Annotated in this window: 24 protein-coding genes; 6 read left to right on the forward strand and 18 right to left on the reverse strand. The window is 60.0% G+C overall.

Annotation, left to right across the window (positions count from 1 at the left end; genetic code table 11):
- Positions 1–2 precede the first annotated feature (2 nt).
- From JFT85_RS09420 to pdeM, 4 genes are read left to right on the forward strand one after another with little or no spacing between them, the layout of a single operon-like run.
- Complete coding sequence (locus JFT85_RS09420; protein WP_053254761.1) at positions 3–1,121, forward strand: succinylglutamate desuccinylase/aspartoacylase family protein; 1,119 nt, start codon at positions 3–5, stop codon at positions 1,119–1,121.
- A 13-nt stretch (positions 1,122–1,134) separates the two neighbouring features.
- Positions 1,135–1,899: an ABC transporter ATP-binding protein gene (locus JFT85_RS09425; protein ID WP_053254760.1), complete on the forward strand. Its 765-nt coding sequence runs from the start codon at positions 1,135–1,137 to the stop codon at positions 1,897–1,899.
- Between the two features lie 57 nt (positions 1,900–1,956).
- Complete coding sequence (locus JFT85_RS09430; RefSeq protein ID WP_201230884.1) at positions 1,957–4,437, forward strand: ligase-associated DNA damage response DEXH box helicase; 2,481 nt, start codon at positions 1,957–1,959, stop codon at positions 4,435–4,437.
- Positions 4,438–4,451: 14 nt separating this feature from the next.
- Positions 4,452–5,087 (forward strand): ligase-associated DNA damage response endonuclease PdeM, encoded by a 636-nt coding sequence (gene pdeM, locus JFT85_RS09435; protein ID WP_053255348.1) that lies wholly within the window; start codon positions 4,452–4,454, stop codon positions 5,085–5,087.
- Between the two features lie 29 nt (positions 5,088–5,116).
- Here the strand turns inward: pdeM and JFT85_RS09440 are convergent, their stop codons facing one another.
- Both JFT85_RS09440 and dcd read right to left on the reverse strand, forming a co-directional pair.
- Positions 5,117–5,317 (reverse strand): hypothetical protein, encoded by a 201-nt coding sequence (locus tag JFT85_RS09440; protein ID WP_027604457.1) that lies wholly within the window; start codon positions 5,315–5,317, stop codon positions 5,117–5,119.
- A 107-nt stretch (positions 5,318–5,424) separates the two neighbouring features.
- A complete protein-coding gene (gene dcd / locus JFT85_RS09445) occupies positions 5,425–5,991 on the reverse strand; it encodes a dCTP deaminase (RefSeq protein ID WP_017137166.1) in 567 nt (188 codons plus the stop codon).
- Positions 5,992–6,380: 389 nt separating this feature from the next.
- Here dcd and JFT85_RS09450 point away from each other — a divergent pair, with 389 nt between their 5' ends.
- A complete protein-coding gene (locus JFT85_RS09450; protein ID WP_002554837.1) occupies positions 6,381–6,590 on the forward strand; it encodes a cold-shock protein in 210 nt (69 codons plus the stop codon).
- 234 nt (positions 6,591–6,824) lie between these two features.
- Here the strand turns inward: JFT85_RS09450 and rpoS are convergent, their stop codons facing one another.
- From rpoS to JFT85_RS09490, 8 genes are all read right to left on the reverse strand, one after another.
- Positions 6,825–7,832 carry an RNA polymerase sigma factor RpoS gene (gene rpoS / locus JFT85_RS09455; RefSeq protein WP_053254759.1) on the reverse strand — a complete coding sequence of 336 codons (1,008 nt, stop codon included), beginning with the start codon at positions 7,830–7,832 and terminating at the stop codon, positions 6,825–6,827.
- A gap of 106 nt (positions 7,833–7,938) precedes the next feature.
- Positions 7,939–8,775 (reverse strand): peptidoglycan DD-metalloendopeptidase family protein, encoded by an 837-nt coding sequence (locus tag JFT85_RS09460; RefSeq protein ID WP_069552040.1) that lies wholly within the window; start codon positions 8,773–8,775, stop codon positions 7,939–7,941.
- Positions 8,776–8,984: 209 nt separating this feature from the next.
- On the reverse strand, positions 8,985–9,620 hold the full coding sequence (locus JFT85_RS09465; RefSeq protein ID WP_169850588.1) for a protein-L-isoaspartate(D-aspartate) O-methyltransferase: 636 nt from the start codon (positions 9,618–9,620) through the stop codon (positions 8,985–8,987).
- A 41-nt stretch (positions 9,621–9,661) separates the two neighbouring features.
- On the reverse strand, positions 9,662–10,411 hold the full coding sequence (surE, locus tag JFT85_RS09470; protein WP_069552039.1) for a 5'/3'-nucleotidase SurE: 750 nt from the start codon (positions 10,409–10,411) through the stop codon (positions 9,662–9,664).
- Positions 10,399–11,457, reverse strand: a complete 1,059-nt coding sequence (truD, locus tag JFT85_RS09475) for a tRNA pseudouridine(13) synthase TruD (RefSeq protein WP_053254756.1) — start codon at positions 11,455–11,457, stop codon at positions 10,399–10,401. The genes surE and truD overlap by 13 nt, the downstream gene beginning before the upstream one ends.
- Positions 11,454–11,927, reverse strand: coding sequence for a 2-C-methyl-D-erythritol 2,4-cyclodiphosphate synthase (gene ispF / locus JFT85_RS09480; RefSeq protein WP_053254755.1), 474 nt, complete (start codon positions 11,925–11,927; stop codon positions 11,454–11,456). The genes truD and ispF overlap by 4 nt, the downstream gene beginning before the upstream one ends.
- 54 nt (positions 11,928–11,981) lie before the next feature.
- Positions 11,982–12,827 (reverse strand): S-formylglutathione hydrolase, encoded by an 846-nt coding sequence (gene fghA, locus JFT85_RS09485; RefSeq protein ID WP_053254754.1) that lies wholly within the window; start codon positions 12,825–12,827, stop codon positions 11,982–11,984.
- Between the two features lie 8 nt (positions 12,828–12,835).
- The gene (locus JFT85_RS09490; RefSeq protein WP_025855143.1) at positions 12,836–13,948 is read right to left on the reverse strand and encodes an S-(hydroxymethyl)glutathione dehydrogenase/class III alcohol dehydrogenase; all 1,113 of its coding nucleotides are present in this window, start codon (positions 13,946–13,948) and stop codon (positions 12,836–12,838) included.
- A gap of 109 nt (positions 13,949–14,057) precedes the next feature.
- Here JFT85_RS09490 and JFT85_RS09495 point away from each other — a divergent pair, with 109 nt between their 5' ends.
- Complete coding sequence (locus tag JFT85_RS09495) at positions 14,058–14,954, forward strand: LysR substrate-binding domain-containing protein (protein ID WP_053254753.1); 897 nt, start codon at positions 14,058–14,060, stop codon at positions 14,952–14,954.
- A 111-nt stretch (positions 14,955–15,065) separates the two neighbouring features.
- On the opposite strand, the gene ispD is transcribed toward JFT85_RS09495, so the two are convergent.
- The 8 genes from ispD to dnaE form a co-directional block, all read right to left on the reverse strand.
- Positions 15,066–15,773, reverse strand: a complete 708-nt coding sequence (gene ispD, locus JFT85_RS09500; RefSeq protein ID WP_187601836.1) for a 2-C-methyl-D-erythritol 4-phosphate cytidylyltransferase — start codon at positions 15,771–15,773, stop codon at positions 15,066–15,068.
- Positions 15,770–16,048 carry a cell division protein FtsB gene (ftsB, locus tag JFT85_RS09505; RefSeq protein WP_053254751.1) on the reverse strand — a complete coding sequence of 93 codons (279 nt, stop codon included), beginning with the start codon at positions 16,046–16,048 and terminating at the stop codon, positions 15,770–15,772. Before ftsB ends, ispD begins: the two co-directional genes overlap by 4 nt.
- Positions 16,049–16,219: 171 nt before the next feature.
- Entirely contained in the window at positions 16,220–17,509 is a 1,290-nt protein-coding gene (gene eno / locus JFT85_RS09510) for a phosphopyruvate hydratase (RefSeq protein WP_053254750.1), read from the reverse strand.
- A gap of 157 nt (positions 17,510–17,666) precedes the next feature.
- Positions 17,667–18,512 (reverse strand): 3-deoxy-8-phosphooctulonate synthase, encoded by an 846-nt coding sequence (gene kdsA / locus JFT85_RS09515; RefSeq protein ID WP_010212442.1) that lies wholly within the window; start codon positions 18,510–18,512, stop codon positions 17,667–17,669.
- A gap of 5 nt (positions 18,513–18,517) precedes the next feature.
- The gene (locus tag JFT85_RS09520; RefSeq protein ID WP_053254749.1) at positions 18,518–20,149 is read right to left on the reverse strand and encodes a CTP synthase; all 1,632 of its coding nucleotides are present in this window, start codon (positions 20,147–20,149) and stop codon (positions 18,518–18,520) included.
- 273 nt (positions 20,150–20,422) lie between these two features.
- Entirely contained in the window at positions 20,423–21,742 is a 1,320-nt protein-coding gene (gene tilS, locus JFT85_RS09525; protein ID WP_201229751.1) for a tRNA lysidine(34) synthetase TilS, read from the reverse strand.
- A 177-nt stretch (positions 21,743–21,919) separates the two neighbouring features.
- Complete coding sequence (locus JFT85_RS09530; protein WP_016976871.1) at positions 21,920–22,867, reverse strand: acetyl-CoA carboxylase carboxyltransferase subunit alpha; 948 nt, start codon at positions 22,865–22,867, stop codon at positions 21,920–21,922.
- A gap of 129 nt (positions 22,868–22,996) precedes the next feature.
- Entirely contained in the window at positions 22,997–26,518 is a 3,522-nt protein-coding gene (gene dnaE / locus JFT85_RS09535) for a DNA polymerase III subunit alpha (protein WP_053254747.1), read from the reverse strand.
- Positions 26,519–26,612 lie beyond the last annotated feature (94 nt).

A 26,612-nucleotide genomic window follows, 5' to 3' on the forward strand; every position in this document is an offset into this window, starting at 1 on the left:
TCATGCGTCATCAGGTACACGAACTGATCGCGCCGGTGCCAGGTACGGCGCGGCAGATTCACAGTTTCCACTTCGGCCCGGAACAGGCTGAAGGCAAGGTCTACATCCAGTCATCGCTGCATGCCGATGAACTGCCGGGCATGCTGGTGGCCTGGCACTTGAAGGCGCGTCTTGCCGAGCTGGCCGCTGCCGGACGGCTGCTGAGTGAAGTCGTGTTGGTGCCGATCGCCAACCCGGTGGGCCTGGAACAGGTGTTGATGGACATCCCACTGGGCCGCTACGAACTGGAAAGCGGGCAGAACTTCAATCGCCTGTTTGTCGACCTCAGCGACGAGGTTGGTAATCAGGTCGAAGACCTGCTGGGAGAGGACCCCAAGCATAACGTCGAACTCATTCGCGACGCCCTGAGCCTGGCCCTTGCGGCGCACACCGCGCAGACCCAGTTGCAATCCCAACGCCTGGTGCTGCAACGCCTGGCCTGCGACGCTGACATGGTGCTGGACCTGCATTGCGACTTTGAAGCCGTGGCGCACCTGTACACCACGCCCGAGGCCTGGCCGCAGGTGGAGCCATTGGCGCGCTATATCGGCTCGGAAGCCAACTTGCTCGCCACCGATTCCGGCGGGCAGTCCTTTGATGAGTGTTTCACCCTGGTGTGGTGGCAGTTGCAGCAACGCTTCGGCGAGCGCTTCCCGATTCCCATGGGCAGCTTTTCGGTGACCGTCGAACTGCGCGGCCAAGGCGACGTCAACCACGGCCTGGCCGGCCTCGATTGCCAGGCGATTATCGACTATCTGATTCACTTCGGCGCCATTACCGGCGACGCTGCGCCATTGCCCGACTTGCCCTACCCGGCCACCCCACTGGCGGGTGTCGAGCCGGTCACCACGCCCGTCGGCGGCTTGCTGGTGTTCAGCGCCCTGCCGGGCGAATACCTAGAGGCGGGGCAACTGATCGCTGAAATCATCGACCCTATTACTGACCGCGTAACGCCCGTGCACTGCAAAAATGCCGGCCTGCTTTACGCCCGTTCGCTGCGGCGCATGGCCACTGCCGGCATGGTGATCAGCCATGTCGCCGGCACTGAAGCCTACCGCAGTGGCTACCTACTTTCGCCTTGAGGATGCACGCCCCATGTACAAATTGACCGTTGAAGGCCTGCATAAAAGCTATGGCGACAATGAAGTGCTCAAAGGTGTCTCGCTCAAGGCCAAGACCGGTGACGTGATCAGCCTGATCGGCGCCAGTGGCTCGGGCAAGAGCACCTTTTTGCGCTGCATCAATTTTCTGGAAACCCCCAATGACGGCGCGATGACCCTCGACGGCCAGCAGATCCGCATGGTCAGCGACCGCCACGGCATGCGCGTGGCCGACGACGCCGAGCTGCAACGCCTGCGCACGCGCCTGGCGATGGTGTTCCAGCATTTCAACTTGTGGAGCCACATGAGCGTGCTGGAAAACATCACCATGGCCCCGCGCCGGGTGCTGGGTTGCAGCAAGAAGGACGCCGAAGACCGCGCCCGTCGCTACCTGGACAAAGTGGGTTTGCCAGCGCGCGTGGCCGATCAATACCCGGCGTTCCTGTCCGGTGGCCAGCAGCAACGCGTGGCCATCGCCCGTGCCCTGGCCATGGAGCCTGAGGTGATGCTGTTCGACGAACCCACCTCAGCCCTCGACCCGGAACTCGTGGGCGAAGTGCTGAAAGTGATCCAGGGGCTGGCCGAGGAAGGCCGCACCATGATTATGGTCACCCACGAAATGAGCTTTGCCCGCAAGGTGTCGAGCCAGGTGCTGTTCCTGCACAAAGGCCTGGTGGAAGAGCAAGGCACGCCCGAAGAGGTGCTGGGCAACCCGAAGAGCGAGCGCCTGCAGCAATTTCTGAGCGGTAATTTGAAGTAAACCTTTGCGGCGCCTGGAGGGTCTTTGAAAGACAACCTCCAGAGCGTCAGCCGTCCCATGGCAAAACCCCTCGACTTCGCAAAACACTGGTTTGCCGCCAAGGGCTGGAAGCCGTTCGCCTTTCAAAAGGCCGTATGGGCAGCGGTCAAGGAGGGCCAGTCGGGGTTGCTGCATGCCAGCACCGGCGCGGGTAAAACCTACGCGCTGTGGTTTGCCGCCCTCAATCGTTTCGCCATCACTCGCCCGCCCGCCACCGGCAAACGCAAAGCGCCTGCTGAGCCGCTCAGCGTGTTGTGGATCACGCCCATGCGCGCATTAGCCGCCGACACCGCCCGCGCTCTGGAAGCGCCGCTTGCGGCCTTGCAGATTCCCTGGAGCGTCGGCCTGCGCACCGGCGACACCAGCAGCAGCGAACGCGCACGCCAGACGCGTCGGCAACCTACCGCGCTGGTCACCACACCGGAAAGCCTGACGTTGATGCTGGCGCGTGCCGACAGTGAAACGAGCCTGGCGCATCTGCGCATGGTGATCGTGGATGAGTGGCATGAACTGATCGGCAATAAACGCGGGGTACAACTGCAACTGGCGTTGGCGCGTTTGCGGCGCTGGCATCCGGAGCTCGTGGTGTGGGGCATTTCGGCAACGCTGGGTAATCAGGCCCACGCCTTGGAGGTCCTGGTCCCACAGGGCGGCGGGATCAATGTGCAGGGGCAAACGGCTAAACAGCTGAAGGTCGACACCCTTTTGCCGCCCGTTGCCGAGCGTTTTCCCTGGGCCGGGCATATCGGTTTGAAAATGTTGCCGCAGGTCGTGGCCGAAGTGGATACCAGCAGCAGCTGCCTGGTGTTTACCAATACCCGGGCGCAGTCGGAGATCTGGTACCAGGCGTTGCTGGAGGCACGCCCGGATTGGGCCGGCGTGATTGCTTTGCACCACGGCTCGTTGTCGCGGGAGACGCGTGACTGGGTGGAGCGGGCCTTGAAGGATGGCCAGTTGAAAGCGGTGGTGTGTACCTCCAGCCTGGACCTGGGCGTGGATTTCCTGCCGGTGGAGCGGGTGCTGCAGATCGGCTCGGCCAAAGGCGTCGCGCGCTTGATGCAACGCGCGGGGCGCTCCGGCCATGCGCCGGGGCGGCCGTCACGGGTGACGCTGGTGCCAACCCACAGCCTCGAATTGGTGGAAGCGGCAGCGGCGCAGGATGCCATCGCCCTGCGGCACATCGAAGCCCGAGAATCGCCTTACAAACCATTGGATGTGCTCGTACAGCACCTGGTCAGCATGGCCCTGGGCGGTGGGTTTATCCCCCAGGCGCTGCTGGCGGAGGTGCGCGGTGCCTGGGCGTATCGCGACCTCACAGACGCCGATTGGGCCTGGGCGCTGGGGTTTGTGCGCCATGGCGGCCTGTCACTGACTGCCTACCCGGACTATCGCCGTGTGGAGCCCGACGAACAGGGTATCTGGCGTGTGCCGGATGCCCGCCTGGCGCGCCGTCACCGCATGAGCGTGGGCACGATCGTCAGCGACGCCAGTATTCAGCTGAAATTCTGGAGCAAGGGCGGTGGCGGCAAGAACCTGGGCAGTGTCGAGGAAGGCTTTATCGCCCGACTCAAACCCGGGGATGGTTTTCTGTTTGCCGGGCGTTTACTGGAGCTGGTGCGGGTGGAAAACATGACCGCCTATGTGCGACGCAGCACCGCGAAAAAAGCCGCCGTGCCGCGCTGGAATGGCGGGCGCATGCCGCTCTCCAATGAATTGGCCCAAGCGGTGGTTGAGCGTTTTGATGCCGCCGCGCACGGGCGATATGACGGCCCTGAGATGCGGGCGGTGCAACCGTTGCTGCACACTCAGTTGCGCTGGTCGGGCCTGCCAACACGCGAGCATTTACTCGCCGAAGCCCTGAAATCGCGGGAAGGCTGGCACCTGTTTCTCTACCCGTTTGCGGGGCGCCAGGTGCATCTGGGGCTGGCGAGTCTGTTGGCGTGGCGGGTCAGCCAACTGCAACCGGTGACCTTTTCGATTGCCGTGAATGATTACGGCTTGGAACTGTTGAGCGCCACGCCGGTGGACTGGCCGCTTTTATTGAACGGGGCGCTGCTGAGTCCGGCGAATTTATTGCCGGATGTAGCGGCCAGCCTGAACGCAGGTGAACTGGCCCTGCGCCGCTTTCGCGAAATCGCACGCATCGCCGGGCTGGTTTTTGCCGGCTACCCCGGCGCGCCGAAAAGCACCCGTCAGGTGCAGGCGTCCAGCGGCTTGTTCTATGAAGTGTTCAAGCAATACGACCCGCAGAACCTGCTGCTGACCCAGGCTGGGGAAGAAGTCCTGCGGGACGAGTTGGATATTCGTCGCCTGGAAGACACCCTGCGCCATCTGGTGGCGCTGAAACTGGACCTGCATGCGATCGAACGGCCTACACCGCTGGCCTTCCCACTGCTGGTTGAGCGGATGCGCGAAAGCATGAGCTCGGAAAAGCTGTCCGAGCGCATTGCGCGGATGGTCCGGGACCTGGAAAAAGTCGCAGACAACGGGGAGCGCTAAGCGTGTATTCAGTGATGCTTGAGGGTGAGGACGTGTGGTTGTTGGCTGAAAAGGCGATGTACTGGCCTGCTCGCCAGTGCCTGCTGATTGCCGATGCACATTTTGGCAAAGCCTCGGCCTATCGCAGCCTGGGGCAGCCAGTACCACAGGGGACCACGTCGGAAAACCTGCAACGCCTGGACCGGCTGCTGTCGGCCTTGCCGTGCGCGCAGGTGATCTTTCTCGGGGACTTCCTGCATGGCCCCGGCTCTCACGCCAGCGGCACCCTGAGCGCCTTGAGGGCCTGGCGGGAGCGCAATCGCGAGCTGAGCCTGACCTTGATTCGTGGCAATCACGATAAACGCGCAGGTGACCCGCCGGCTGACTTGAGGATTGAGGTGGTGCCCGAGCCGCTGCTGATGGGGCCGTTTGCGCTACAGCATGAGCCCGACGCCCACGCCAGCCACCACGTACTCGCAGGGCATGTGCATCCGGTGTATCGGTTGCGTGGCAAAGGTCGCCAGAGCTTACGGCTGCCGTGCTTTCAGATCGGCTCACGCATCAGCTTACTGCCAGCGTTTGGCGCGTTTACCGGTGGTTTTGCAGTGGAACACAGCGTGGATCAGCAGATCTTTGTGATCGGCGATGAGGACGTCTGGCCGGTGCGCTGACGTGCCGGCCATGTCCCTGCCCTGACGAATCAGGCGACAGGCGCGGGTGGCGGCTCATCCGGAAGTGTTGGTTCACCGGGCTCGGTGGGCTGCTGGGGCCAATCTTCGTCAGGTTGACCAGGGATTCCGCCCGCATACGCTGGGTCGGCCATCAGGGACCAGGCCAAAACACCAATCTGGTTGGGTTCAAGCCGGGCGAGTTCAGCGCTGATACGCGGGTCAATCTTCATAAAGTACTCCTCAAGCGTGGCTCGGTGCGTTTTGCACGCACCGAGGCAGTACACCCAATAGAGTCAATTCCCGCTGACTAATTCCCTTTACGTGTAAGACCTTTCGATCAAGCGCGTGGGAGAGTGACGCCACGCTGGCCCTGATACTTGCCGGCGCGGTCTTTATAGGACACTTCACAGGCTTCGTCGGACTGCAGGAACAGCATTTGCGCCACGCCTTCGTTGGCGTAGATCTTGGCTGGCAACGTGGTGGTATTGGAGAACTCCAGGGTCACATGGCCTTCCCACTCGGGCTCCAGCGGCGTCACGTTAACGATGATGCCGCAGCGCGCGTAGGTGCTTTTACCCAGGCAGATGGTCAGCACGTCACGGGGAATACGGAAGAATTCCACGGTGCGCGCCAGGGCAAAGGAGTTTGGCGGAATGATGCACACGTCGCTCTTGACGTCGACGAAGCTCTTTTCGTCGAAGTTTTTCGGATCGACGATGGCCGAGTTGATGTTGGTGAACACCTTGAATTCATCGGCGCAACGCACGTCGTAGCCGTAGCTGGATACACCGTAGGAAATCACGGGAGCCGCGCCTTCGCCACGGATCTGGCGCTCAACGAAGGGCTCGATCATGCCGTGCTCTTGCGCCATGCGGCGAATCCACTTGTCCGATTTGATGCTCATGGCGGGTGTCCTGAATAGCGAGGTGGAAAAATTCTGTTGGGCATCTTACCGGGGCCGGCCGTGGGGTTCAAAGGGCGTGGGGTTTTTCTTGATGAATGCGCTGCCTGCTATAAGGCGCAGCCAGTCGGGCCGGGCCCCGCGCTACGGCGCTGGACGACTGTAAATACCACCGCCAGTCACGAAAATAGAGAAACCTTCGGAAATACCATTGGCACGTTCCGGAAAAAGGGTTAAGGTGGCGCCACTGTGCTGCTTGTGTCACTGAGAATCTCTACACGATATGTTGAATTTCGATCCAACCATCTCCAAGAATTTTTCCTGCTCTTTGCACTCAGTCTCGGCCAGGGCTTTTCCTGAGTCGCAGTTAACTTTGTCCAAGGAGATACACCATGTCTAATCGCCAAACTGGTACCGTTAAGTGGTTCAACGATGAAAAAGGCTTCGGCTTCATCACTCCACAATCCGGTGACGACCTGTTCGTTCACTTCAAAGCTATCCAATCCGACGGCTTCAAAAGCCTGAAAGAAGGCCAACAGGTTTCTTTCATCGCTACCCGCGGTCAGAAAGGCATGCAAGCTGAAGAAGTTCAAGTTATCTAACTTGTACTGACTTAGTCGAAAAAACCCCGCCCTTAAAAGCGGGGTTTTTTTATGCCTGGGATTTGGCTCTACGCCAATAGAATTCCGGGCACAAAAAAATGTGGGAGTGAGCTGTATGTGGAAGCTGGCTTGCCTGCCCCAGCATCGACTCGGTGTAACTGATGAACCGAGGTGATGCTAGCGCAGGCAAGCCAGCGTCCACACACGCCTACTCCCACATTTCGTATAGCGTCTTTACTGGAACAACGACTCACTCGACAAGCCATTCTTCTCGAGGATCTCACGCAAGCGCTTGAGGCCCTCTACCTGGATCTGCCGCACCCGCTCACGGGTCAGGCCAATTTCCAGGCCTACATCCTCCAGGGTGCTGCTCTCATGGCCACGCAGGCCGAAGCGGCGAATCACCACTTCACGCTGCTTATCCGTGAGCTCAGACAGCCACTGGTCAATGCTTTGGGAAAGATCATCGTCCTGCAACAGCTCGCAAGGATCCGTCGGGCGATCATCCGTCAGGGTGTCCAGCAGGGTTTTATCCGAATCCGGACCCAGCGAGACATCGACCGAAGACACGCGCTCATTCAAGCCAAGCATGCGCTTGACCTCCCCTACCGGTTTTTCCAGCAGGTTGGCGATCTCTTCAGGCGAAGGTTCATGATCGAGTTTTTGTGTGAGCTCTCGCGCTGCCCGCAGGTAGACGTTGAGCTCTTTGACCACATGGATCGGCAACCGGATCGTGCGGGTCTGATTCATGATCGCCCGTTCGATGGTCTGGCGGATCCACCAGGTGGCATAGGTTGAAAAGCGGAAGCCCCGCTCAGGGTCGAACTTCTCCACCGCCCGGATCAAGCCCAGGTTGCCCTCTTCGATCAGGTCCAACAGGGACAGACCACGATTGACATAACGCCGGGCGATTTTAACCACCAGCCGCAGGTTACTTTCAATCATGCGCTTACGCCCGGCCGGATCGCCCTTTTGCGACAAGCGCGCAAAATGGACTTCTTCTTCGGGCGTCAGCAGAGGGGAAAAGCCGATCTCATTGAGGTACAGCTGCGTTGCGTCGAGCGCCCGCGTGTAGTCAATGTACTTGTGTTGCTTTAACGCGGTGGAGTTCTTGGATTTGGTGCGAACTGAAGGTGTAGCAGACCCTTCATCATTCGACATCGATTCCTTATCGGTGAGTATCTCAATAGCGAGATCCTCATCGTCGATGTCAAACTCCGGCGCTTCTTTACTGAGAGCCATTGTTATAGTCCTTTGGTGAGTTCGACCTCAAGCTCAAGCGACGCCTATATCCTTGGCAACGCTGGAGCCTGTTCCTTCTACGTGAGGGAACAGGCTGTGCAACACATCAACGACGGGGTAGGAATTGCAGCGGATCTACAGGTTTCCCTTGGCGGCGAATCTCAAAGTGCAGTTTCACCCGGTCTGTACCAGTTGACCCCATTTCGGCAATTGTCTGTCCGACTTTGACCTGCTGCCCCTCCCGAACCAACAGCCTACGGTTGTGGCCGTAAGCACTGACGTAGGTATCGCTGTGTTTGATGATGACCAGCTCGCCGTAGCCCCGTAAACCACTCCCGGCGTAAACCACTGTCCCATCAGACGCAGCTAAAACAGGCTGTCCCAAATCCCCGGCGATATCAATGCCTTTATTCAAACTACCGTTTGAAGAGAATTTTCCAATCAATACACCGTTTGAAGGCCATCCCCAGCCGGTCGGAGCCGGCCCGGCAGGCGGCAACGGCGCGGGTGCCGGCTTGCTCGCAACCGTAGACGTGGCGGTGCCTGCAGGTCGGGTGATGACGGTCCTTCTGCTCGAGGACGACGGCGAAGATCCGGAATTTGTCACAACTGCCGTAGGGGTTGAGCCCGTGCGGCCATCGAAGCGGATGGTTTGCCCGGGATGGATCGTATAGGGCACAGGAATATTGTTACGCGCTGCGAGTGCCTTGTAATCCCACCCATAACGGAAGGCGATCGAGAACATCGTGTCCCCCTTTCGCACTACATATTGCCCGGTGGTGACCGTCGGCTTTTGCGGCGCGGCGCTGTTTCGGTCGACAACCCGCGCACCGCTGGATGGGGAGCTTGAGCAACCCACCAACAAGGAACTCAAGACAAGGCCAAGCACCAGTCGCTGAAAGCTTGTTTTACTCATACGCTGCGCAAGACCTGTGAGACTCACCCGCCGCTCCCTTTGTGGTGGCTGAACATGAACGCCTGTATCAGGCTTGAAATATGACGCAAGTATAACTGGGCATTGGTGTTTTACCGGCACACGACTGAAACGAAAAATTCATCATGTTTAATCACGGCTTCCAATCACGTTGACTCTATAAGCCCGGCTGTAAGACACATCCCCACCCACAGAATTCACTGTTTGCGAATAAATGATCAGGCCAGCGGGCCATTGAGCAACGGCACGAAGCGCACAGCGCCGAGCACATGCCGGGAAAAGCCTTCGTCCTCTCGGATAATGAGCATCAATTGTTGCACTTCGCCGGAGCCCACCGGGATGACCAACCGCCCGCCAGGCGCCAGTTGATCGAGCAACGCTTGCGGCACGTCGGTCGCGACAGCCGTGACGATAATGCCGTTATAGGGCGCCAGCGCAGGCCAGCCTTCCCAACCATCGCCCCAACGGAACACCACGTTGCGCAGGTTGAGCTCCACCAGGCGCTCCTTGGCGCGATCCTGCAGGACCTTGATGCGCTCCACCGAGAACACCCGCTCCACCAGTTGCGAGAGCACGGCAGTCTGGTAACCCGAACCGGTGCCGATCTCCAGCACCTTGTCCAACGGCCCGGCCGCCAACAGCAGTTCGCTCATGCGCGCGACCATATACGGCTGTGAGATGGTCTGGTTGTGGCCAATCGGCAATGCGGTGTCTTCATAGGCGCGATGGGCCAGGGCCTCATCGACAAACAGGTGCCGCGGCGTGCGCCGGATAACTTCCAGCACCTGGGCGTTGGACAGGCCTTCTTCATACAGGCGCTGGATCAAACGCTCGCGGGTACGCTGGGAGGTCATCCCGATGCCACGACGCAACAGGTCGTCTTGTTCACGCGCCATCAACGCAGCCCCTCGAGCCAGCCATCCAGACTACTGAAGGCATCACTGAAGGTGCGATCAAGCTGCAACGGGGTAATCGAAACATAACCTTGCATCACCGCATGAAAGTCCGTGCCCGGCCCACCGTCCTCGGCGTCGCCCGCTGCGGCGATCCAATAGCCTTCCTTGCCACGCGGGTCGACCACTTTCAATGGCGCCGCCGCCCGGGCGCGATGGCCCAGGCGCGTCAGCTGGATGCCGCGAATATGGTCGAGGGGCAAATTGGGAATATTGACGTTGAGTACCGTACGCGGCGGCAAGTCCAGGGAGCCGTGGGCTTCCACCAGCTTGCGCGCGAAGTACGCCGCCGTCGCCAGGTTATCCAGTTGCCGTGAAGCAAACGAAAATGCGAATGAGGTACGGCCCAGGAATCGCCCCTCAAGGGCCGCCGCCACGGTGCCGGAGTACAACACGTCGTCGCCCAGGTTGGCGCCGAGGTTGATACCCGAGACCACCAGGTCAGGCTCCTGCTCCAACAAACTGTTGATTGCCAGGTGCACGCAATCGGTCGGAGTGCCGTTCACACTGATAAAGCCATTAGCCAGAACGTGCGGGTGCAACGGACGATCGAGCGTCAGCGAACTGCTGGCGCCGCTCTTGTCCTGGTCCGGGGCAACCACCACGCACTCGGCGTAATCTTCCAGCGCTGCATAAAGCGCGGCAAGACCGGGTGCGGTGGCACCGTCATCGTTTGATATCAGAATACGCATGGGTTGTCCGTCGGCCCCACCGGCACCAGATCAACAAGCTCGCGCACCAACACAGTGGCGAAGCATCCGGCCGGCAGGACGAATTCCAATTGCAGAATGTCAGGACCGGGATAATGCCACGTCAACCCGCCAATGGGCAGTCGAAGAATGCGACGTTCCTGGCTCATGCCGGCATTCACCAGCCAATCGCGCAGGTCGGCTTCACTGGCGGCAACCGCCTGTTCCAGCGCATGGGTTGCACCGCTCGCCGGCGAATCACCCTCGCCCCACTGCGGCCCGGTCGGGTGCAGGTCCAGAATTGCCAGGCGCGGGTCGCTGCATTCAGCCTCCCCCGCCGGAAAAAAACTGCGGCTGTCGGTAAACGCGAGCAAATCGCCGACCTGGGCACGCTGCCAGGAGCCGTCAGCGACACGTGCTGCCAACACTTTGTTAAACAGAAAGCTACGCGCGGTGGACAGCAACCGCGAACGCACATTGCGCTGCTCAGGCAACGCCTTGCGCGCCGCCCACGCACGCGCGTCCACCACGTTGCCACCGTTGTGGCCAAACCGCTGGGTACCGAAATAATTAGGAATGCCATGCTGGGCAATCAGTTGCAAACGCGCGTCGATCGCGGCGGTGTCGCCGGCCAGTTGGGTGAGGCGCAGGGTAAAGCCGTTGGCCGAATGCGCACCGCGTTGCAGCTTGCGTTTGTGGCGGGCGATTTTAAGGATCTTGAGGGTGTCGTTTTCCGCACCGCTCATGTCCGGGTCGGCCTTGCCTGGCAGTTGCACGCTGAACCACTGGCGGGTCAACGCCTGGCGATCCTTGAGGCCGGCATAGCTGACGGTGCGCAAGGGCACGCCAGCAGCCTTGGCGATTCGCCGTGCAGCTTCTTCGGTATTCAGGCCACGCTTTTCGACCCACAGCCACAGGTGCTCACCGTCGCCGGTCAGCGGGATATCGAGCACTTCGTCGACCTGGAAATCTTCCGCCGTAGCCTTCAGGACTGCGCTGCCCAGCGCCTCGCCGTAGGCCCGCGGGCCCAACAGTTCCAGGTCGTTCATGCGCGCAGCAACAAGGCGACGGAGTGCACCGCAATGCCCTCTTCACGACCGGTAAACCCGAGCTTTTCGGTGGTGGTGGCTTTCACGTTCACTTGATCCAATTCAATTTGCAGGTCCATGGCAATCAGCGCGCGCATCGATTCGATGTGCGGGGCCATTTTCGGCGCCTGGGCCACGATGGTGTTATCGACGTTGCCGACTTTCCAGCCCTTGGCGTGGATCAGGCCAACCACATGGCGCAGCAACACACGGCTGTCCGCGCCCTTGAAAGAAGGGTCGGTGTCCGGAAAGTGCTTGCCGATATCCCCCAACGCGGCCGCGCCGAGCAAAGCATCGCTCAAGGCATGCAGCACTACGTCGCCGTCGGAATGAGCCAGCAACCCATGGTGGTGTGCAATGCGCACGCCGCCCAGGGTGATGAAATCGCCTTCAGCGAAACGGTGCACATCGTAGCCGTGGCCAATACGCATAAAAAAACGCCCCGATTTAATTCAGGGCGTGATTCTACCTACTTTTGCCTCACATTAACCGAGCAAAGCACGACCATGGTGTCGCAAATGGTCTTCGATGAAGCTGGCGATGAAGAAGTAGCTGTGGTCATAACCCGGCTGCAGGCGCAGTTCGAGTGGATGGTTGGCCGCCTTGGCCGCCTGCTGCAACGCTTCAGGCTTGAGTTGCACGGCCAGGAAATCATCGCGATCCCCCTGATCGACCAACAGAGGCAGCTTTTCCGAGGCTTCGCTGATCAGCACGCAGGCATCCCATTCACGCCATTTGGAGCGTTCTTCGCCCAAATAACGGGAAAAGGCTTTCTGGCCCCACGGGCAGTCCATCGGGTTGTTGATCGGCGAAAATGCCGACACCGATTGGTAACGACCTGGGTTGCGCAAGGCACACACCAACGCACCATGACCGCCCATGGAATGGCCGCTGATGCCGCGCTTATCCGACGCGGGGAAATGCGCTTCAACCAACGCCGGCAATTCCTGCACCACGTAGTCATGCATCCGATAGTGCTTGGCCCAAGGTTCCTGGGTGGCATTCAGGTAGAAACCCGCCCCCAGGCCGAAATCCCAAGCGTTATCCGGATCGTCCGGCACACCTGGCCCGCGCGGGCTGGTGTCCGGTGCGACGATGATCAACCCCAGTTCGGCGGCCATCCGATGGGCGCCGGCCTTCTGCATGAAGTTCTCGTCGGTGCAGGTCAACCCGGACAGCCAGTACAGCACCGGTAACGTGCCACCCTGCTCTGCTTGCGGCGGCAGGTAGACGGCAAACGTCATATCGCAACCGAGCACATCGGAATGATGCTTGTAGCGTTTATGCCAGCCGCCGAAGCTCTTCTGGCACGACAGGTTTTCCAGACTCATGGCCGACCTCAGAAGTGGATGACGGTACGAATGCTCTTGCCTTCATGCATCAGATCAAACGCTTTGTTGATGTCTTCCAGGCCCATGGTGTGGGTGATGAACGTGTCCAGCGGGATCTCGCCGGTCTGGGCCATTTCCACGTAGCTTGGCAATTCAGTACGACCGCGCACGCCGCCGAACGCCGAACCGCGCCAGACGCGACCGGTCACCAGCTGGAATGGGCGAGTGGCGATTTCCTGGCCGGCGCCGGCAACACCGATGATCACCGACTCGCCCCAGCCTTTGTGGCAGCACTCGAGCGCGGCGCGCATCAGTTGCACATTGCCGATGCACTCGAAGGAAAAGTCCACGCCGCCGTCGGTCAAGTCGACAATTACGTCCTGAATTGGGCGGTCGTAGTCTTTCGGGTTGATACAGTCGGTGGCACCCAGTTGCTTGGCAATTTCGAACTTGGCCGGGTTGATGTCGATGGCGATGATGCGGCCGGCCTTGGCTTTGACCGCGCCGATCACTGCCGACAGGCCGATGCCGCCCAGACCGAAGATCGCCACGGTGTCGCCTGGCTTGACCTTGGCCGTGTTGATCACGGCACCGATGCCGGTGGTGACGCCGCAACCCAGCAGGCAGACCTTTTCCAGCGGCGCTTCTTTAGGAATCTTGGCCACGGAGATTTCCGGCAACACGGTGTACTCGGAGAAGGTCGAGGTGCCCATGTAGTGGAAAATCGGCTGCCCCTTGTAGGAGAAGCGCGTGGTGCCATCGGGCATCAGGCCTTTGCCTTGGGTGGAGCGGATGGCCTGGCACAGGTTGGTCTTGCCCGACAGGCAGAATTTGCACTTGCCACATTCCGGGGTGTACAGCGGGATCACGTGGTCACCGACAGCAACCGAGGTCACGCCCTCACCGATCGCTTCAACCACCGCACCGCCTTCATGGCCAAGGATCGACGGGAAAATGCCTTCCGGGTCGGCGCCCGACAAGGTGTAGGCGTCGGTATGGCACACGCCGGACGCGACCACCCGCAACAGCACCTCGCCAGCCTTGGGCATGGCGACATCCACTTCAACAATCTCAAGGGGCTTTTTCGCTTCGAAGGCTACGGCAGCGCGGGACTTGATCATCCGTGTTTCTCCAGGGAGTTAAAAACTGAGGCAGTGAGTGTAAAACATGGCTGACTGATTAATAATCCAGGCAAAAGCAAAACTTTATTGCTGTACAGGGACAATCAACATGTTGGAAAACCGCTGGGAAGGCATCGATGAGTTTGTCGCCGTGGCTGAATGCAGCCAATTCACCGCGGCGGCCGAACGGCTGGGCGTGTCTTCATCGCATATCAGCCGGCAGGTAGCGCGCTTGGAAGAGCGGTTGCAAACCCGCTTGTTGTATCGAAGTACGCGCAAGGTAACGCTGACCGAAGCCGGCCAGACCTTCCTGCAACATTGCCAGCGCTTACAAGATGGTCGTGAAGAAGCCTTACGCGCGGTGGGCGACCTCACCAGCGAACCCAAGGGCATGTTGCGCATGACCTGTGCGGTGGCGTACGGCGAGCGCTTTATCGTGCCGCTGGTCACGCGATTCATGGGGCTGTATCCGCAATTGCGCGTGGACATCGAGCTGAGCAATCGCCAGTTGGACCTGGTGCATGAAGGCCTGGACCTGGCGATCCGGCTGGGCCGCCTGCAAGACTCGCGCATGGTTGCCAGTCGCCTGGCCCCTCGACGCATGTACCTGTGCGCGTCGCCGTCCTACTTGGCTCGGTACGGTCGGCCACATAGTTTGTCGGAATTAAGTCGGCATAACTGCCTGATCGGCAGCTCGGACATTTGGCAACTGGCGCAGGATGGGCGGGAATTTTCCCAACGGGTGCAGGGAAACTGGCGTTGCAACAGTGGGCAAGCGGTACTGGATGCAGCGCTGCAAGGGGTGGGGTTGTGCCAACTGCCGGATTATTACGTGCTGGAGCATTTGCACAGTGGCGCGCTGGTGTCGCTGCTGGAGGCGCATCAGCCACCGAATACGGCGGTGTGGGCGCTGTATCCGCAGCAACGGCATTTGTCGCCGAAGGTCAGGAAGCTGGTGGATTTTTTGAAGGAGGGGTTGGCTGAACGGCCGGAGTACAGCGCGTAATTTAGGGCGACTGTTCGGGCCTCATCGCGGGCAAGCCGGACTCCCACAGGGAATTGCATTTCAACTGTGGGAGCTGGCTTGCCTGCGATGAAGTCGACACGGTGTCACTGACTATCTGCGGTTTGCCCACCGCAGCCGGAGCCATTCCAGATCTTCCGGGCGGGTGACCTTGATATTGTCCGCGCGCCCTTCGATCAGGCGCGGCGCCTGGCCCGACCATTCCATGGCCGAGGCTTCGTCGGTGATCACTGCGTCTGCCACCAGGCTGTCGGCCAGGGCGCGATGCAAGGCACCCAGGCGGAACATCTGCGGCGTATACGCCTGCCAGATCAGGCTGCGATCGACGGTTTCCACCACACGGCCGTGCTTGTCGACACGCTTGAGGGTGTCGCGCGCCGGCACGGCGAGCAGGCCGCCAACCGGATCATCGGCGAGTTCCGCCAACAACGTGTCGAGGTCATCACGGCTCAGGTTAGGGCGCGCGGCGTCGTGCACCAGCACCCAGTCGTCATCGCTGGCGCCAAGCGCATTGAGTTGCAGCAACGCATTGAGTACTGAACCCGAGCGCTCGTCGCCGCCGTCCGCACGCACAATGCGAGGGTCGCTGGCACACGACAGGCTTGGCCAATAGGGGTCATCTACAGCAAGACTGACCACCAGCCCCTTGAGGCCAGGATGATCGAGAAAACAGCCGAGGCTGTGTTCGAGAATAGTGCGCCCGCCCAGTTGCAAGTACTGCTTGGGACGGTCCGCGGCCATACGGGCACCAACGCCCGCGGCAGGAATCACGGCCCAGAAGGCCGGTAACGACGGGTTCATTGGGCCAACTGGTAGAGGGTTTCGCCCTCCTTGACCATGCCCAACTCATGACGAGCCCGTTCTTCAACGGTCTCCATCCCTTTTTTCAGCTCAAGCACTTCGGCATCGAGGACGCGATTGCGCTCCAGCAGGATTTCGTTTTCGGCGTGCTGGTCGGCAATTTGCTGGGTCAGCTCTTTCACCTGCGCAAAGCTGCCATTACCGACCCATAGGCGGTACTGCAGGCCAGCCAGCAATAAGAGCAAGACGAGGAACAACCAATTGGGACTGCGCATCGAAATCCGGGTATCCAGTAAAAAAAGACAGCCATGCAAAACTTTTGAAGCAACTGATAGCACGAAGCCTGGATGAACCAGGCTTGTGCTTGATAGCCCTCAGATTAGCGTCGAAATTCACACTGTCGTGTTATTTCCGACGCAACCCGTCGACTTTTTACCATTTAACACTCAGCCGCGAAACTCGCTGCGACCGTTGTATTTGGCCTTACCTGCCAGTTGCTCTTCGATACGCAGCAATTGGTTGTACTTGGACACGCGGTCGGAACGGCACAGGGAGCCGGTCTTGATCTGGCCGGCCGAAGTGCCCACCGCCAGGTCGGCAATGGTCGAATCTTCGGTTTCGCCGGAGCGGTGCGAGATCACGGCGGTGTAGCCCGCGGCCTTGGCCATCTGGATGGCTTCCAGGGTTTCGGTCAGGGTGCCGATCTGGTTGAACTTGATCAGGATCGAGTTGGCGATCTGCTTGTCGATGCCTTCTTTGAGGATCTTGGTGTTGGTCACGAACAGGTCGTCGCCGACCAGTTGGATTTTCTCGCCGATCTTGTCGGTGAGGACTTTCCAGCCCGCCCAGTCGGACTCGTCCAGGCCATCTTCGATCGAGATGATCGGGTAGCGCTCGGTCAGGCCTTTGAGGTAGTCAGCAAAACCTTCGGAGGTGAACACGTGGCCTTCGCCGGACAGGTTGTATTTACCGTCCTCGTAGAACTCGCTGGCGGCGCAGTCCAGAGCCAGGGTCACGTCGGTGCCCAGCTTGTAGCCCGCGTTGGCCACGGCTTCGGAGATCACTTTCAGTGCATCTTCGTTGGACGCCAGGTTCGGGGCGAAACCACCCTCGTCACCCACCGCGGTGCTCAGACCACGGGCCTTCAACACAGCTTTGAGGTGATGGAAAATCTCGGTGCCCATGCGCAGGCCTTCGGAGAAGGTCTTGGCGCCAACCGGCTGTACCATGAATTCCTGGATGTCGACGTTGTTATCAGCGTGCTCGCCGCCGTTGATGATGTTCATCATCGGCACCGGCATCGAGTACACACCCGGCGTGCCGTTCAGGTTGGCGATGTGGGCGTACAGCGGCAGGTCCTGGTCCTGGGCGGCGGCCTTGGCAGCGGCCAGGGACACGGCGAGGATGGCGTTGGCGCCCAGGCTGCCTTTGTTTTCAGTGCCGTCGAGCTTGATCATCGCGTGGTCCAGGGCTTTCTGGTCCAGCGGGTCCTTGCCCAGCAACAGGTCACGGATCGGGCCGTTGATGTTGGCTACAGCCTTGAGTACACCTTTGCCCAGGTAACGGCTCTTGTCGCCATCACGCAGTTCCAGCGCTTCGCGCGAACCGGTAGAAGCACCGGACGGCGCGCAGGCGCTGCCGATGATGCCGTTATCGAGAAGCACGTCGGCTTCGACGGTGGGGTTGCCACGGGAGTCGAGAACTTCACGACCTTTGATGTCGACGATTTTTGCCATTGTTGTAAACACTCCAAAGTTGACGAAAACGACGCAGCTGAAGGAAATCTTTTGACCGACCGCAAGGGTGGAACAACGGGGCAGGCTTGCAGGCGACAAGGCTCAGGCCCGCAGGCCTGAGCGTAAAGCGAGGGAAAGTCTACCGGAGAAATGCCGCTTACGCGGTCTCTACCGTCGGAAAACTCTTGACCAGTTCGTCCAACTGCTTGAGCTGGGCCAGGAATGGCTCCAGCTTGTCCAGGCGCAGGGCGCACGGACCGTCGCATTTGGCGTTGTCCGGGTCCGGGTGGGCTTCCAGGAACAGGCCCGCCAAAGACTGGCTGATGCCGGCCTTGGCCAGGTCCAGTACCTGGGCACGCCGCCCGCCAGCGGAATCGGCACGACCACCGGGCATTTGCAGCGCGTGGGTCACGTCGAAAAACACCGGGTACTCGAACTGTTTCATGATGCCGAAACCGAGCATATCCACCACGAGGTTGTTGTAGCCGAAGCTCGAACCGCGCTCGCAGAGGATCAACTGGTCGTTACCCGCTTCCACGCACTTGTTCAGGATATGTTTCATTTCCTGAGGCGCGAGGAACTGGGCTTTCTTGATGTTGATCACAGCGCCGGTCTTGGCCATGGCGACCACAAGGTCGGTCTGGCGCGACAGGAAGGCCGGCAGCTGGATGATGTCGCACACCTCGGCGACCACGGCAGCCTGTTCAGGCTCGTGGACGTCGGTGATGATCGGCACGCCGAAGGCTTGCTTGATGTCCTGGAAGATCCGCATGCCTTCTTCAAGGCCTGGGCCGCGATAGGAGGTCACGGACGAACGGTTGGCCTTGTCGAAGCTGGCCTTGAACACGTAGGGGATACCGAGTTTCTCGGTGACCTTGACGTACTCTTCACAGACCTGCATCGCCATGTCGCGGCTTTCCAGCACGTTCATGCCGCCGAACAGCACCATGGGCTTGTCGTTGGCAATCTCGATGTCGCCTACGCGAATGATCTTCTGGGCCATCAGGTTCACGCCTTCTTCTGATGTTGCGTCAGTGCTGCTTTAACGAAACCGGTGAACAACGGGTGACCGTCGCGCGGGGTCGAGGTGAACTCAGGGTGGAACTGGCACGCCACGAACCACGGATGATCCGGCGCCTCGACCACTTCAACCAGCTTGCCATCACCGGAGCGACCGGAGATCTTCAGGCCGGCTTCTTTGATCTGCGGCAGCAGGTTGTTGTTCACTTCGTAGCGGTGACGGTGACGCTCGACGATCACATCCTTGCCGTAGCAATCGTGGACCAGCGAGCCCGGCTCCAGCAGGCAGTCTTGCGCACCAAGGCGCATGGTGCCGCCCAGGTCGGAGCTTTCGGTACGGGTCTCAACGGCGCCGGTGGCATCTTCCCACTCGGTGATCAGGCCGACGACCGGGTGGCCGCTGGCGTGATCGAACTCGGTGGAGTTGGCGTCTTTCCAGCCCAGCACGTTGCGAGCGAATTCGATAACGGCCACTTGCATGCCCAGGCAGATGCCCAGGTACGGCACCTTGTTTTCACGAGCGTACTGCACAGCGGTGATCTTGCCTTCCACGCCACGCAGGCCGAAACCGCCGGGAACGAGGATCGCGTCAACGCCTTCGAGCAGTGCGGTGCCCTGGTTCTCGATGTCTTCGGAATCGATGTAGCGCAGGTTGACCTTGGTACGGTTGCTGATACCGGCGTGGCTCATCGCTTCGATCAGCGACTTGTACGCGTCCAGCAGTTCCATGTACTTGCCGACCATGGCGATGGTGACTTCGTGCTCAGGGTTGAGCTTGGCATCAACCACGGCTTCCCACTCGGACAGGTCCGCACCGTTGCACTGCAGGCCGAAACGCTCGACCACAAAATCATCCAGGCCTTGCGAATGCAGGATGCCCGGGATCTTGTAGATGGTGTCGGCGTCTTCCAGGGCAATCACCGCACGCTCTTCAACGTTGGTGAACTGCGCGATCTTGCGACGCGAGGAAATGTCGATCGGGTGATCGGAGCGGCACACCAGCACGTCCGGCTGCAGGCCGATGGAACGCAGTTCCTTGACCGAGTGCTGGGTTGGCTTGGTTTTGGTTTCGCCCGCGGTAGCGATGTAAGGCACCAGTGTCAGGTGCATCAGCATCGCGCGCTTGGCGCCGACTTCGAAACGCAACTGGCGGATGGCTTCGAGGAACGGCTGGGATTCGATGTCACCTACGGTGCCACCGATCTCGACCATCGCCACGTCGGCATCGCCTGCACCCTTGATGATGCGGCGCTTGATTTCGTCGGTGATGTGCGGGATCACCTGGATGGTTGCACCCAGGTAGTCACCACGGCGCTCCTTGCGCAGCACGTGCTCGTAGACACGGCCGGTGGTGAAGTTGTTGTTCTGGGTCATGGTCGTGCGGATGAACCGCTCGTAGTGGCCCAGGTCCAGGTCGGTCTCGGCGCCGTCGTGTGTGACGAACACTTCACCGTGCTGGAACGGGCTCATGGTGCCCGGGTCAACGTTGATGTACGGGTCCAGCTTGAGCATGGTGACCTTAAGTCCCCGCGCCTCCAGGATGGCCGCCAATGAAGCGGAGGCAATGCCTTTCCCCAATGAAGAAACAACACCGCCCGTGACGAATATGTAGCGCGTCATGAAAAACCCTAGAAGTCTGCGTTAAAGCGGTCCGAGCCGCCGGGGAAAGCGAAGGAAGGCCGAAGCCCCCGATCACCTGCATTAATCACAGTGCACCTTTCAAAAAAACCGCCGCGTTGTGACAGACCAGCAATGAAACACCGGTACGTTGATCGCTACACATTTTTTGGAATCGCCCAGCAAAGACTGCTTGGTAATCGGCAACTCCTGCAATTCAGTCGAATCCACAGAAGTTGTATCAAGAAGGGAGCGTAGTCTACCGGAAAGGCTCTATCAGCTCAAACCTTGATCGCACGTCTGTGGCATCCAATGTAATTGCCAGTCGCCCGGCGATATCACCCCTAACCACGCAAGGCTGGGGACAGCCAGCAATTGTTCACCCTGATAGAGCAGCGGCAATCTGCCACGCATGAAGCCCGGCAGCCCACATTCGTTAAGCAAACGCTTCAGGTCACGCCGGCCTCGGCCCGGCACGTCAATGATTTCGCCGCCCTGGCGGTAACGGATCATCAATGGCCCTGCGGGGGCCTTGCCGACAAATCTCAGCTGGCCATTGCCGGGTAACTCTAGAGGGTTTTGCGGCTGCGACCAGCTCACTGACGCGTCGGAAAATTCCGACCAAGTGGAAGGCAGCCACCAAATGCGCTCGCCACAACGGTGCACCTGGCCGTCGGCCAGGCCCCACCGTGGTTGCGCGTCGGCCTTGGCGTCGCGCAGGGAATACCAGCTGGCCCAGTGGTCGCTGTCGGGTAACCGAGTAAGAGGGTTGAGCCAATGGCGCAGGGCATTGCGCTGACGGGCATCGGAAAGCTCGCGTAACGGCGCAAGGGCCAACGACGGCAAGCACAACCAGGGAAATGCCGAGGGTTGGTCGGCGGCTTGCAGGTCCATCAATGCCAATTCGTCCAACAGACCCTGGGCTTCGCTGAGGTGTTCGGCAGTGCGGGCCAGGCTTGCGACAGCTTGAGGCCAACGCTCCGCCAGCACCGGGACGACACGATGGCGCAGGTAATTGCGGGAAAACCGCGAATCGGCGTTGGAAGGGTCTTGGATCCACGTCAACTGGTGTTGCTGGGCGTAGGCCTCCAACTCAGCACGCGAGGCATCCAGCAATGGTCGCACCAAGTGTCCATCCGCCAACGGGCGATGCACGGGCATTGCCGCCAACCCGCGCACGCCCGCCCCGCGCAACAGGCGAAACAGCAGGGTTTCGGCTTGGTCATCACGATGCTGGCCGGTGAGCATCACCTGCCCTGCCCCGGTCACCTCGGCAAACGCCCGGTAGCGCGCATCACGCGCCGCCCGCTCAAGGCTGGCACCCGACTGAACGTGCACATGCGCCACCCGCAAGGGCACGCCCAGCTCGTCACATACGGCTTGGCAATGACTTGGCCAGGCATCGGCGGCAGCTTGCAGGCCATGGTGGATATGGATGGCGCTGAGAGGCGGCAGGGTTTCGGTGTTTGCCAGGGAGGCGAGGAGGTGCAGCAGGACGGTTGAATCAAGCCCACCGGAGAATGCGATATGCCAGGCCGGGGCGTTGCGCCAGGGCGCAAGGTTTTGCAGGAGTTTGGCGGGTAAGGTAGGGCTCATCAAAAATACCGGCGCAGAACTGGAATACGGCAGCCAAGCATACACACAGCAAATGTGGGAGCGGGCTTGCTCGCGAAGGCGGTGTGTCAGTCACTGAATAGGTCGACTGATACAGCGCATTCGCGAGCAAGCCCGCTCCCACATTCGTACGGCTTTGCCTGTCAGATCAGTGTCTGATCAGAGACCGTAGCTCATCAGGCGCTCATAACGACGGGCCAGCAGTGCCTCGTTATCCAGCTTCTTGAGCATCGCCAGTTGCGAGCCCAGCTCGGCGCGGATGGTCGCCGCAGCGGCAGCCGGGTCACGGTGGGCGCCGCCCAATGGCTCGGCGATAACCTTATCAACGATGCCCAGGCCTTTGAGGCGATCGGCGGTGATACCCATGGCTTCGGCAGCGTCCGGCGCCTTTTCGGCGGTTTTCCACAGGATCGAAGCGCAACCTTCCGGCGAGATCACCGCGTAGGTCGAATATTGCAGCATGTTCAACTGGTCGCAAACCCCGATGGCCAGCGCACCGCCGGAACCACCTTCACCAATCACGGTGGCGATGATCGGGGTTTTCAGGCGGGCCATCACGCGCAGGTTCCAGGCGATCGCTTCGCTCTGGTTACGCTCTTCGGCGTCGATACCTGGGTAGGCACCCGGGGTGTCGATGAAGGTCAGGATCGGCATTTTGAAACGCTCGGCCATTTCCATCAGGCGGCAGGCCTTGCGGTAGCCTTCAGGGCGCGGCATGCCGAAGTTGCGGCGTACCTTTTCGCGCACTTCGCGGCCTTTCTGGTGACCGATCACCATCACCGGCTGGTCGTCCAGGCGAGCGATACCGCCCACGATGGCCGCGTCGTCGGAGAAGTGGCGGTCGCCGTGCAGCTCGTCGAACTCGGTGAAAATGTGCTGAATGTAGTCCAGGGTGTAGGGACGGCGCGGGTGGCGAGCCAGACGCGCGATCTGCCAGCTGGTCAGCTTGCCGAAGATGTCTTCGGTGAGCGTGCTGCTCTTGTCTTGCAGGCGAGCGATCTCATCGCCGATGTTCAGCGAATTGTCATTGCCGACCAGGCGCAGTTCTTCGATCTTGGCTTGCAGGTCAGCGATCGGCTGTTCGAAATCAAGAAAATTCGGGTTCATAAGCGTCCGTCTTGGGTCGACGGCCAAGGGGTGCCTGGCCAGCCGGTTGTCTATTCGCGCCCTACCTTAAGGGAGAGGCGCGTTTAGGTCGAGATTAAATGTTCAGTCGAGATCAGACGTATCTGACCGTCAACGGTATTGGAGGAAGACGTTGTCTCGCCCGAACTGGTCACGCAAAGCTTGAATCAAGCCATCAGCAGGATCAATTCGCCACGTCTCACCAAACTGCAGCATCGCCTTGGCGTCATTGCCGGTGTACTCCATGGTCACCGGGCACGCGCCGCGGTGGCGTTTGAGCAGGTCACCCAACCAGCGTAGCTGATCGCCTTTGAGCGCTTCGGTCTTGACCTTCAAACGCAGGCTTTCCGCCAAATTGGTACGTGCATCTTCCATGCTCATCACCCTTTTGATCCGCAGGCGCAGGCCGCCGGAGAAGTCATCGTTGCTGACCTCGCCTTCCACCACCACCATGGCATCGGTTTGCAACAACGACTGGGCGGAGTGGAAGGCATCGGCAAACAGCGACGCCTCGATCCGGCCCGAGCGGTCATCGAGGGTGATAAAGCCCATCTTGTCGCCCTTCTTATTTTTCATCACCCGCAGGGCGATGATCATGCCGGCGACGGTCTGGGTGTCACGCGCCGGTTTCAGGTCGATGATGCGCTGACGGGCGAAACGGCGAATTTCGCCTTCGTATTCGTCAATCGGGTGGCCGGTCAGGTAGAGGCCCAGCGTGTCTTTCTCACCCTTGAGCCGTTCCTTGAGGGTCAATTCCTTGGCCTTGCGGTGGTTGCCGTACACGTCCGCGTCTGCTTCGACGAACAACCCGCCAAACAGGTCGGCGTGGCCGCTGTCATGCGTGCGGGCAGTCTGTTCGGCCGCCTTGATCGCTTCTTCCATGGCGGTCAGCAGCACCGCACGGTTGCGGTCGATATTGGCCTGATACGCTTTCGGCTCATCATGGAAGTACGGGCCGAGACGATCGAGTGCGCCACTGCGGATCAAGCCATCGAGGGTGCGCTTGTTGATGCGCTTGAGGTCAACCCGCGCACAGAAATCGAACAGGTCCTTGAACGGCCCATCCTGGCGCGCCTCAGTGATTGCCTCCACCGGGCCTTCGCCCACCCCTTTGATCGCGCCCAGGCCGTAGATGATGCGGCCTTCGTCGTTCACCGTGAACTTGAACTCCGAGGCGTTCACGTCCGGCGCGTCGAGGCGCAGCTTCATCGTGCGCACTTCCTCGATCAAGGTCACGACCTTGTCGGTGTTGTGCATATCCGCCGAGAGTACTGCAGCCATGAACGGCGCTGGGTAGTGGGCTTTCAGCCACGCGGTCTGGTACGAAACCAGGCCGTAGGCGGCGGAGTGGGATTTGTTGAAGCCATAACCGGCGAATTTTTCCACCAGGTCGAAAATGTTACCGGCGAGGTCGGCGTCGATATTATTGGTGGCGCAACCTTCAATGAAACCGCCCCGTTGCTTGGCCATTTCCTCGGGTTTTTTCTTACCCATGGCGCGACGCAGCATGTCCGCACCCCCGAGGGTGTAACCGGCCATGACCTGGGCAATCTGCATCACCTGTTCCTGATACAGGATGATGCCGTAGGTCGGCGCCAGTACCGGCTTGAGGCCTTCGTACTGGTAGTCGGAGTGCGGATACGCCAGCTCGGCACGGCCGTGCTTACGGTTGATGAAGTCATCCACCATGCCCGATTGCAGCGGGCCTGGACGGAACAGCGCCACCAGTGCGATCAAGTCTTCCAGGCAGTCGGGCTTGAGCTTTTTAATCAGCTCTTTCATGCCGCGCGACTCAAGCTGGAATACCGCCGTGGTTTCGGCTTTTTGCAGCAACTGGTAGGTAGGCTTGTCGTCCAGCGGGATAAACGCGATATCCAGCGGTTCTTCGTTGACCTTGGCGCGCTCGCGGTTAATCGTCTTGAGCGCCCAGTCAATGATCGTCAGGGTGCGCAGACCGAGGAAGTCGAACTTCACCAGGCCGGCCGCCTCCACGTCATCCTTGTCGAACTGAGTGACCAGGCCGTCGCCTTCTTCATCGCAATAGATCGGCGAAAAGTCGGTCAGCTTGGTCGGCGCGATTACCACACCACCGGCGTGTTTACCGACGTTACGCACCACGCCTTCGAGTTTGCGCGCCATGTCCCAGATTTCAGCGGCTTCTTCATCGACCTTGATGAAGTCACGCAGGATTTCTTCCTGCTCGTAGGCTTTTTCGAGGGTCATGCCGACTTCGAACGGGATCATCTTCGACAGACGATCCGCCAGGCCGTAGGACTTGCCCTGTACTCGAGCCACGTCCCGGATCACCGCTTTCGCCGCCATCGAACCGAACGTGATGATCTGGCTCACGGCGTTGCGGCCGTACTTCTCAGCCACGTACTCAATCACACGGTCGCGACCGTCCATGCAGAAGTCGACGTCGAAGTCGGGCATGGAAACCCGTTCCGGGTTCAGGAACCGTTCGAACAGCAGGTCATATTCCAGCGGGTCGAGGTCGGTAATCTTTTGCACATAGGCCACCAGCGAGCCAGCACCCGACCCCCGGCCAGGACCTACCGGTACGCCGTTGCTTTTGGCCCACTGGATAAAGTCCATAACGATCAGGAAGTAACCGGGGAAGCCCATCTGGATGATGATATCCAGCTCGAAATTCAGCCGATCAACGTAGACCTGGCGCTTGGCGTCGTAGTCTTCGGTGGTGTCCTTGGGCAACAGAACGGATAGACGCTCCTCCAGGCCATCGAACGACACCTTGCGAAAGTACTCATCGATGGTCATGCCATCGGGAATGGGAAAGTTGGGCAGGAAGTGCTTGCCCAGCTTCACTTCGATGTTGCAGCGTTTGGCGATCTCGACGGAGTTTTCCAGGGCTTCGGGCAGGTCGCTGAACAACTCGGCCATTTCGTCGGCGCTTTTGAGGTATTGCTCCTCGCTGTAGTTCTTCGAACGACGCGGGTCATCCAGGGCCCGGCCTTCGCCGATGCACACGCGGGTTTCGTGAGCTTCGAAATCTTCCTTCTTGATAAAACGCACATCGTTGGTCGCGACCAGCGGCGCGCCCAGCTTGTCAGCCAGGGCCACGGCAGCGTGCAGGTGCTCTTCATCATTGGGGCGATTGGTGCGCTGGACTTCCAGATAAAAGCGGTCCGGGAACACCTGCATCCACTCGCGGGCCAGCACCTCGGCTTCCTGAGGGTTGCCGCCGAGCAACGCGATACCGATCTCACCCTCTTTGGCTGCCGAGAGCATGATCACGCCCTCGCTCGCTTCGGCCACCCACTCGCGCTCGATGATGATCGAGCCGTTACGCTGACCGTCGATAAAGCCACGGGAAATCAGCTCAGTGAGGTTGCGGTAACCCACGCCGTTCATCGCCAGCAGGCTGATGCGGCTCAGGGGGTTATCCGGGTCTTTGTTGGACAGCCACAGGTCGACGCCGCAAATTGGCTTGATGCCGGCACCCATGGCGTTCTTGTAGAACTTGACCAGGGAACACATGTTGTTCTGATCGGTAACCGCGACCGCAGGCATATTCATGCCCACCAGGGTTTTGACCAGTGGTTTGATCCGTACCAGGCCGTCGACCAGGGAGTATTCAGTGTGCAGGCGTAGGTGAACGAATGAAGCCGGCATAGTGATCCTGTCTTAAACGTAGAAACAACAAAGCCCGGAAATCCGGCATTTAAAGCTACTGCGCTTTAAAGGCCGGATTGTACCGGGCCTTGGC

This window comes from Pseudomonas sp. TH04 (genome assembly GCF_016651355.1).
GTDB classification, from domain to species: domain Bacteria; phylum Pseudomonadota; class Gammaproteobacteria; order Pseudomonadales; family Pseudomonadaceae; genus Aquipseudomonas; species Aquipseudomonas fluorescens.

Coding starts and splice junctions, on each gene's coding strand:
- truD (WP_053254756.1), bottom strand. CDS start 11,457: ATGAACGACCTGGAACTGTTGGGCCCGCGGGCCTACGGCGAGGCGCTG.
- eno (WP_053254750.1), bottom strand. CDS start 17,509: ATGGCAAAAATCGTCGACATCAAAGGTCGTGAAGTTCTCGACTCCCGT.
- surE (WP_069552039.1), bottom strand. CDS start 10,411: ATGCGTATTCTGATATCAAACGATGACGGTGCCACCGCACCCGGTCTT.
- dcd (WP_017137166.1), bottom strand. CDS start 5,991: ATGAGCATCAAATCGGACAAGTGGATTCGCCGCATGGCGCAAGAGCAC.
- rpoS (WP_053254759.1), bottom strand. CDS start 7,832: ATGGCTCTCAGTAAAGAAGCGCCGGAGTTTGACATCGACGATGAGGAT.
- JFT85_RS09450 (WP_002554837.1), top strand. CDS start 6,381: ATGTCTAATCGCCAAACTGGTACCGTTAAGTGGTTCAACGATGAAAAA.
- tilS (WP_201229751.1), bottom strand. CDS start 21,742: ATGAGCCCTACCTTACCCGCCAAACTCCTGCAAAACCTTGCGCCCTGG.
- fghA (WP_053254754.1), bottom strand. CDS start 12,827: ATGAGTCTGGAAAACCTGTCGTGCCAGAAGAGCTTCGGCGGCTGGCAT.
- JFT85_RS09430 (WP_201230884.1), top strand. CDS start 1,957: ATGGCAAAACCCCTCGACTTCGCAAAACACTGGTTTGCCGCCAAGGGC.
- JFT85_RS09465 (WP_169850588.1), bottom strand. CDS start 9,620: ATGACCTCCCAGCGTACCCGCGAGCGTTTGATCCAGCGCCTGTATGAA.
- pdeM (WP_053255348.1), top strand. CDS start 4,452: ATGCTTGAGGGTGAGGACGTGTGGTTGTTGGCTGAAAAGGCGATGTAC.
- JFT85_RS09520 (WP_053254749.1), bottom strand. CDS start 20,149: ATGACGCGCTACATATTCGTCACGGGCGGTGTTGTTTCTTCATTGGGG.
- ispF (WP_053254755.1), bottom strand. CDS start 11,927: ATGCGTATTGGCCACGGCTACGATGTGCACCGTTTCGCTGAAGGCGAT.
- JFT85_RS09495 (WP_053254753.1), top strand. CDS start 14,058: ATGTTGGAAAACCGCTGGGAAGGCATCGATGAGTTTGTCGCCGTGGCT.
- JFT85_RS09530 (WP_016976871.1), bottom strand. CDS start 22,867: ATGAACCCGAATTTTCTTGATTTCGAACAGCCGATCGCTGACCTGCAA.
- ispD (WP_187601836.1), bottom strand. CDS start 15,773: ATGAACCCGTCGTTACCGGCCTTCTGGGCCGTGATTCCTGCCGCGGGC.
- JFT85_RS09425 (WP_053254760.1), top strand. CDS start 1,135: ATGTACAAATTGACCGTTGAAGGCCTGCATAAAAGCTATGGCGACAAT.
- ftsB (WP_053254751.1), bottom strand. CDS start 16,048: ATGCGCAGTCCCAATTGGTTGTTCCTCGTCTTGCTCTTATTGCTGGCT.
- dnaE (WP_053254747.1), bottom strand. CDS start 26,518: ATGCCGGCTTCATTCGTTCACCTACGCCTGCACACTGAATACTCCCTG.
- JFT85_RS09490 (WP_025855143.1), bottom strand. CDS start 13,948: ATGATCAAGTCCCGCGCTGCCGTAGCCTTCGAAGCGAAAAAGCCCCTT.
- kdsA (WP_010212442.1), bottom strand. CDS start 18,512: ATGGCCCAGAAGATCATTCGCGTAGGCGACATCGAGATTGCCAACGAC.
- JFT85_RS09420 (WP_053254761.1), top strand. CDS start 3: ATGCGTCATCAGGTACACGAACTGATCGCGCCGGTGCCAGGTACGGCG.
- JFT85_RS09440 (WP_027604457.1), bottom strand. CDS start 5,317: ATGAAGATTGACCCGCGTATCAGCGCTGAACTCGCCCGGCTTGAACCC.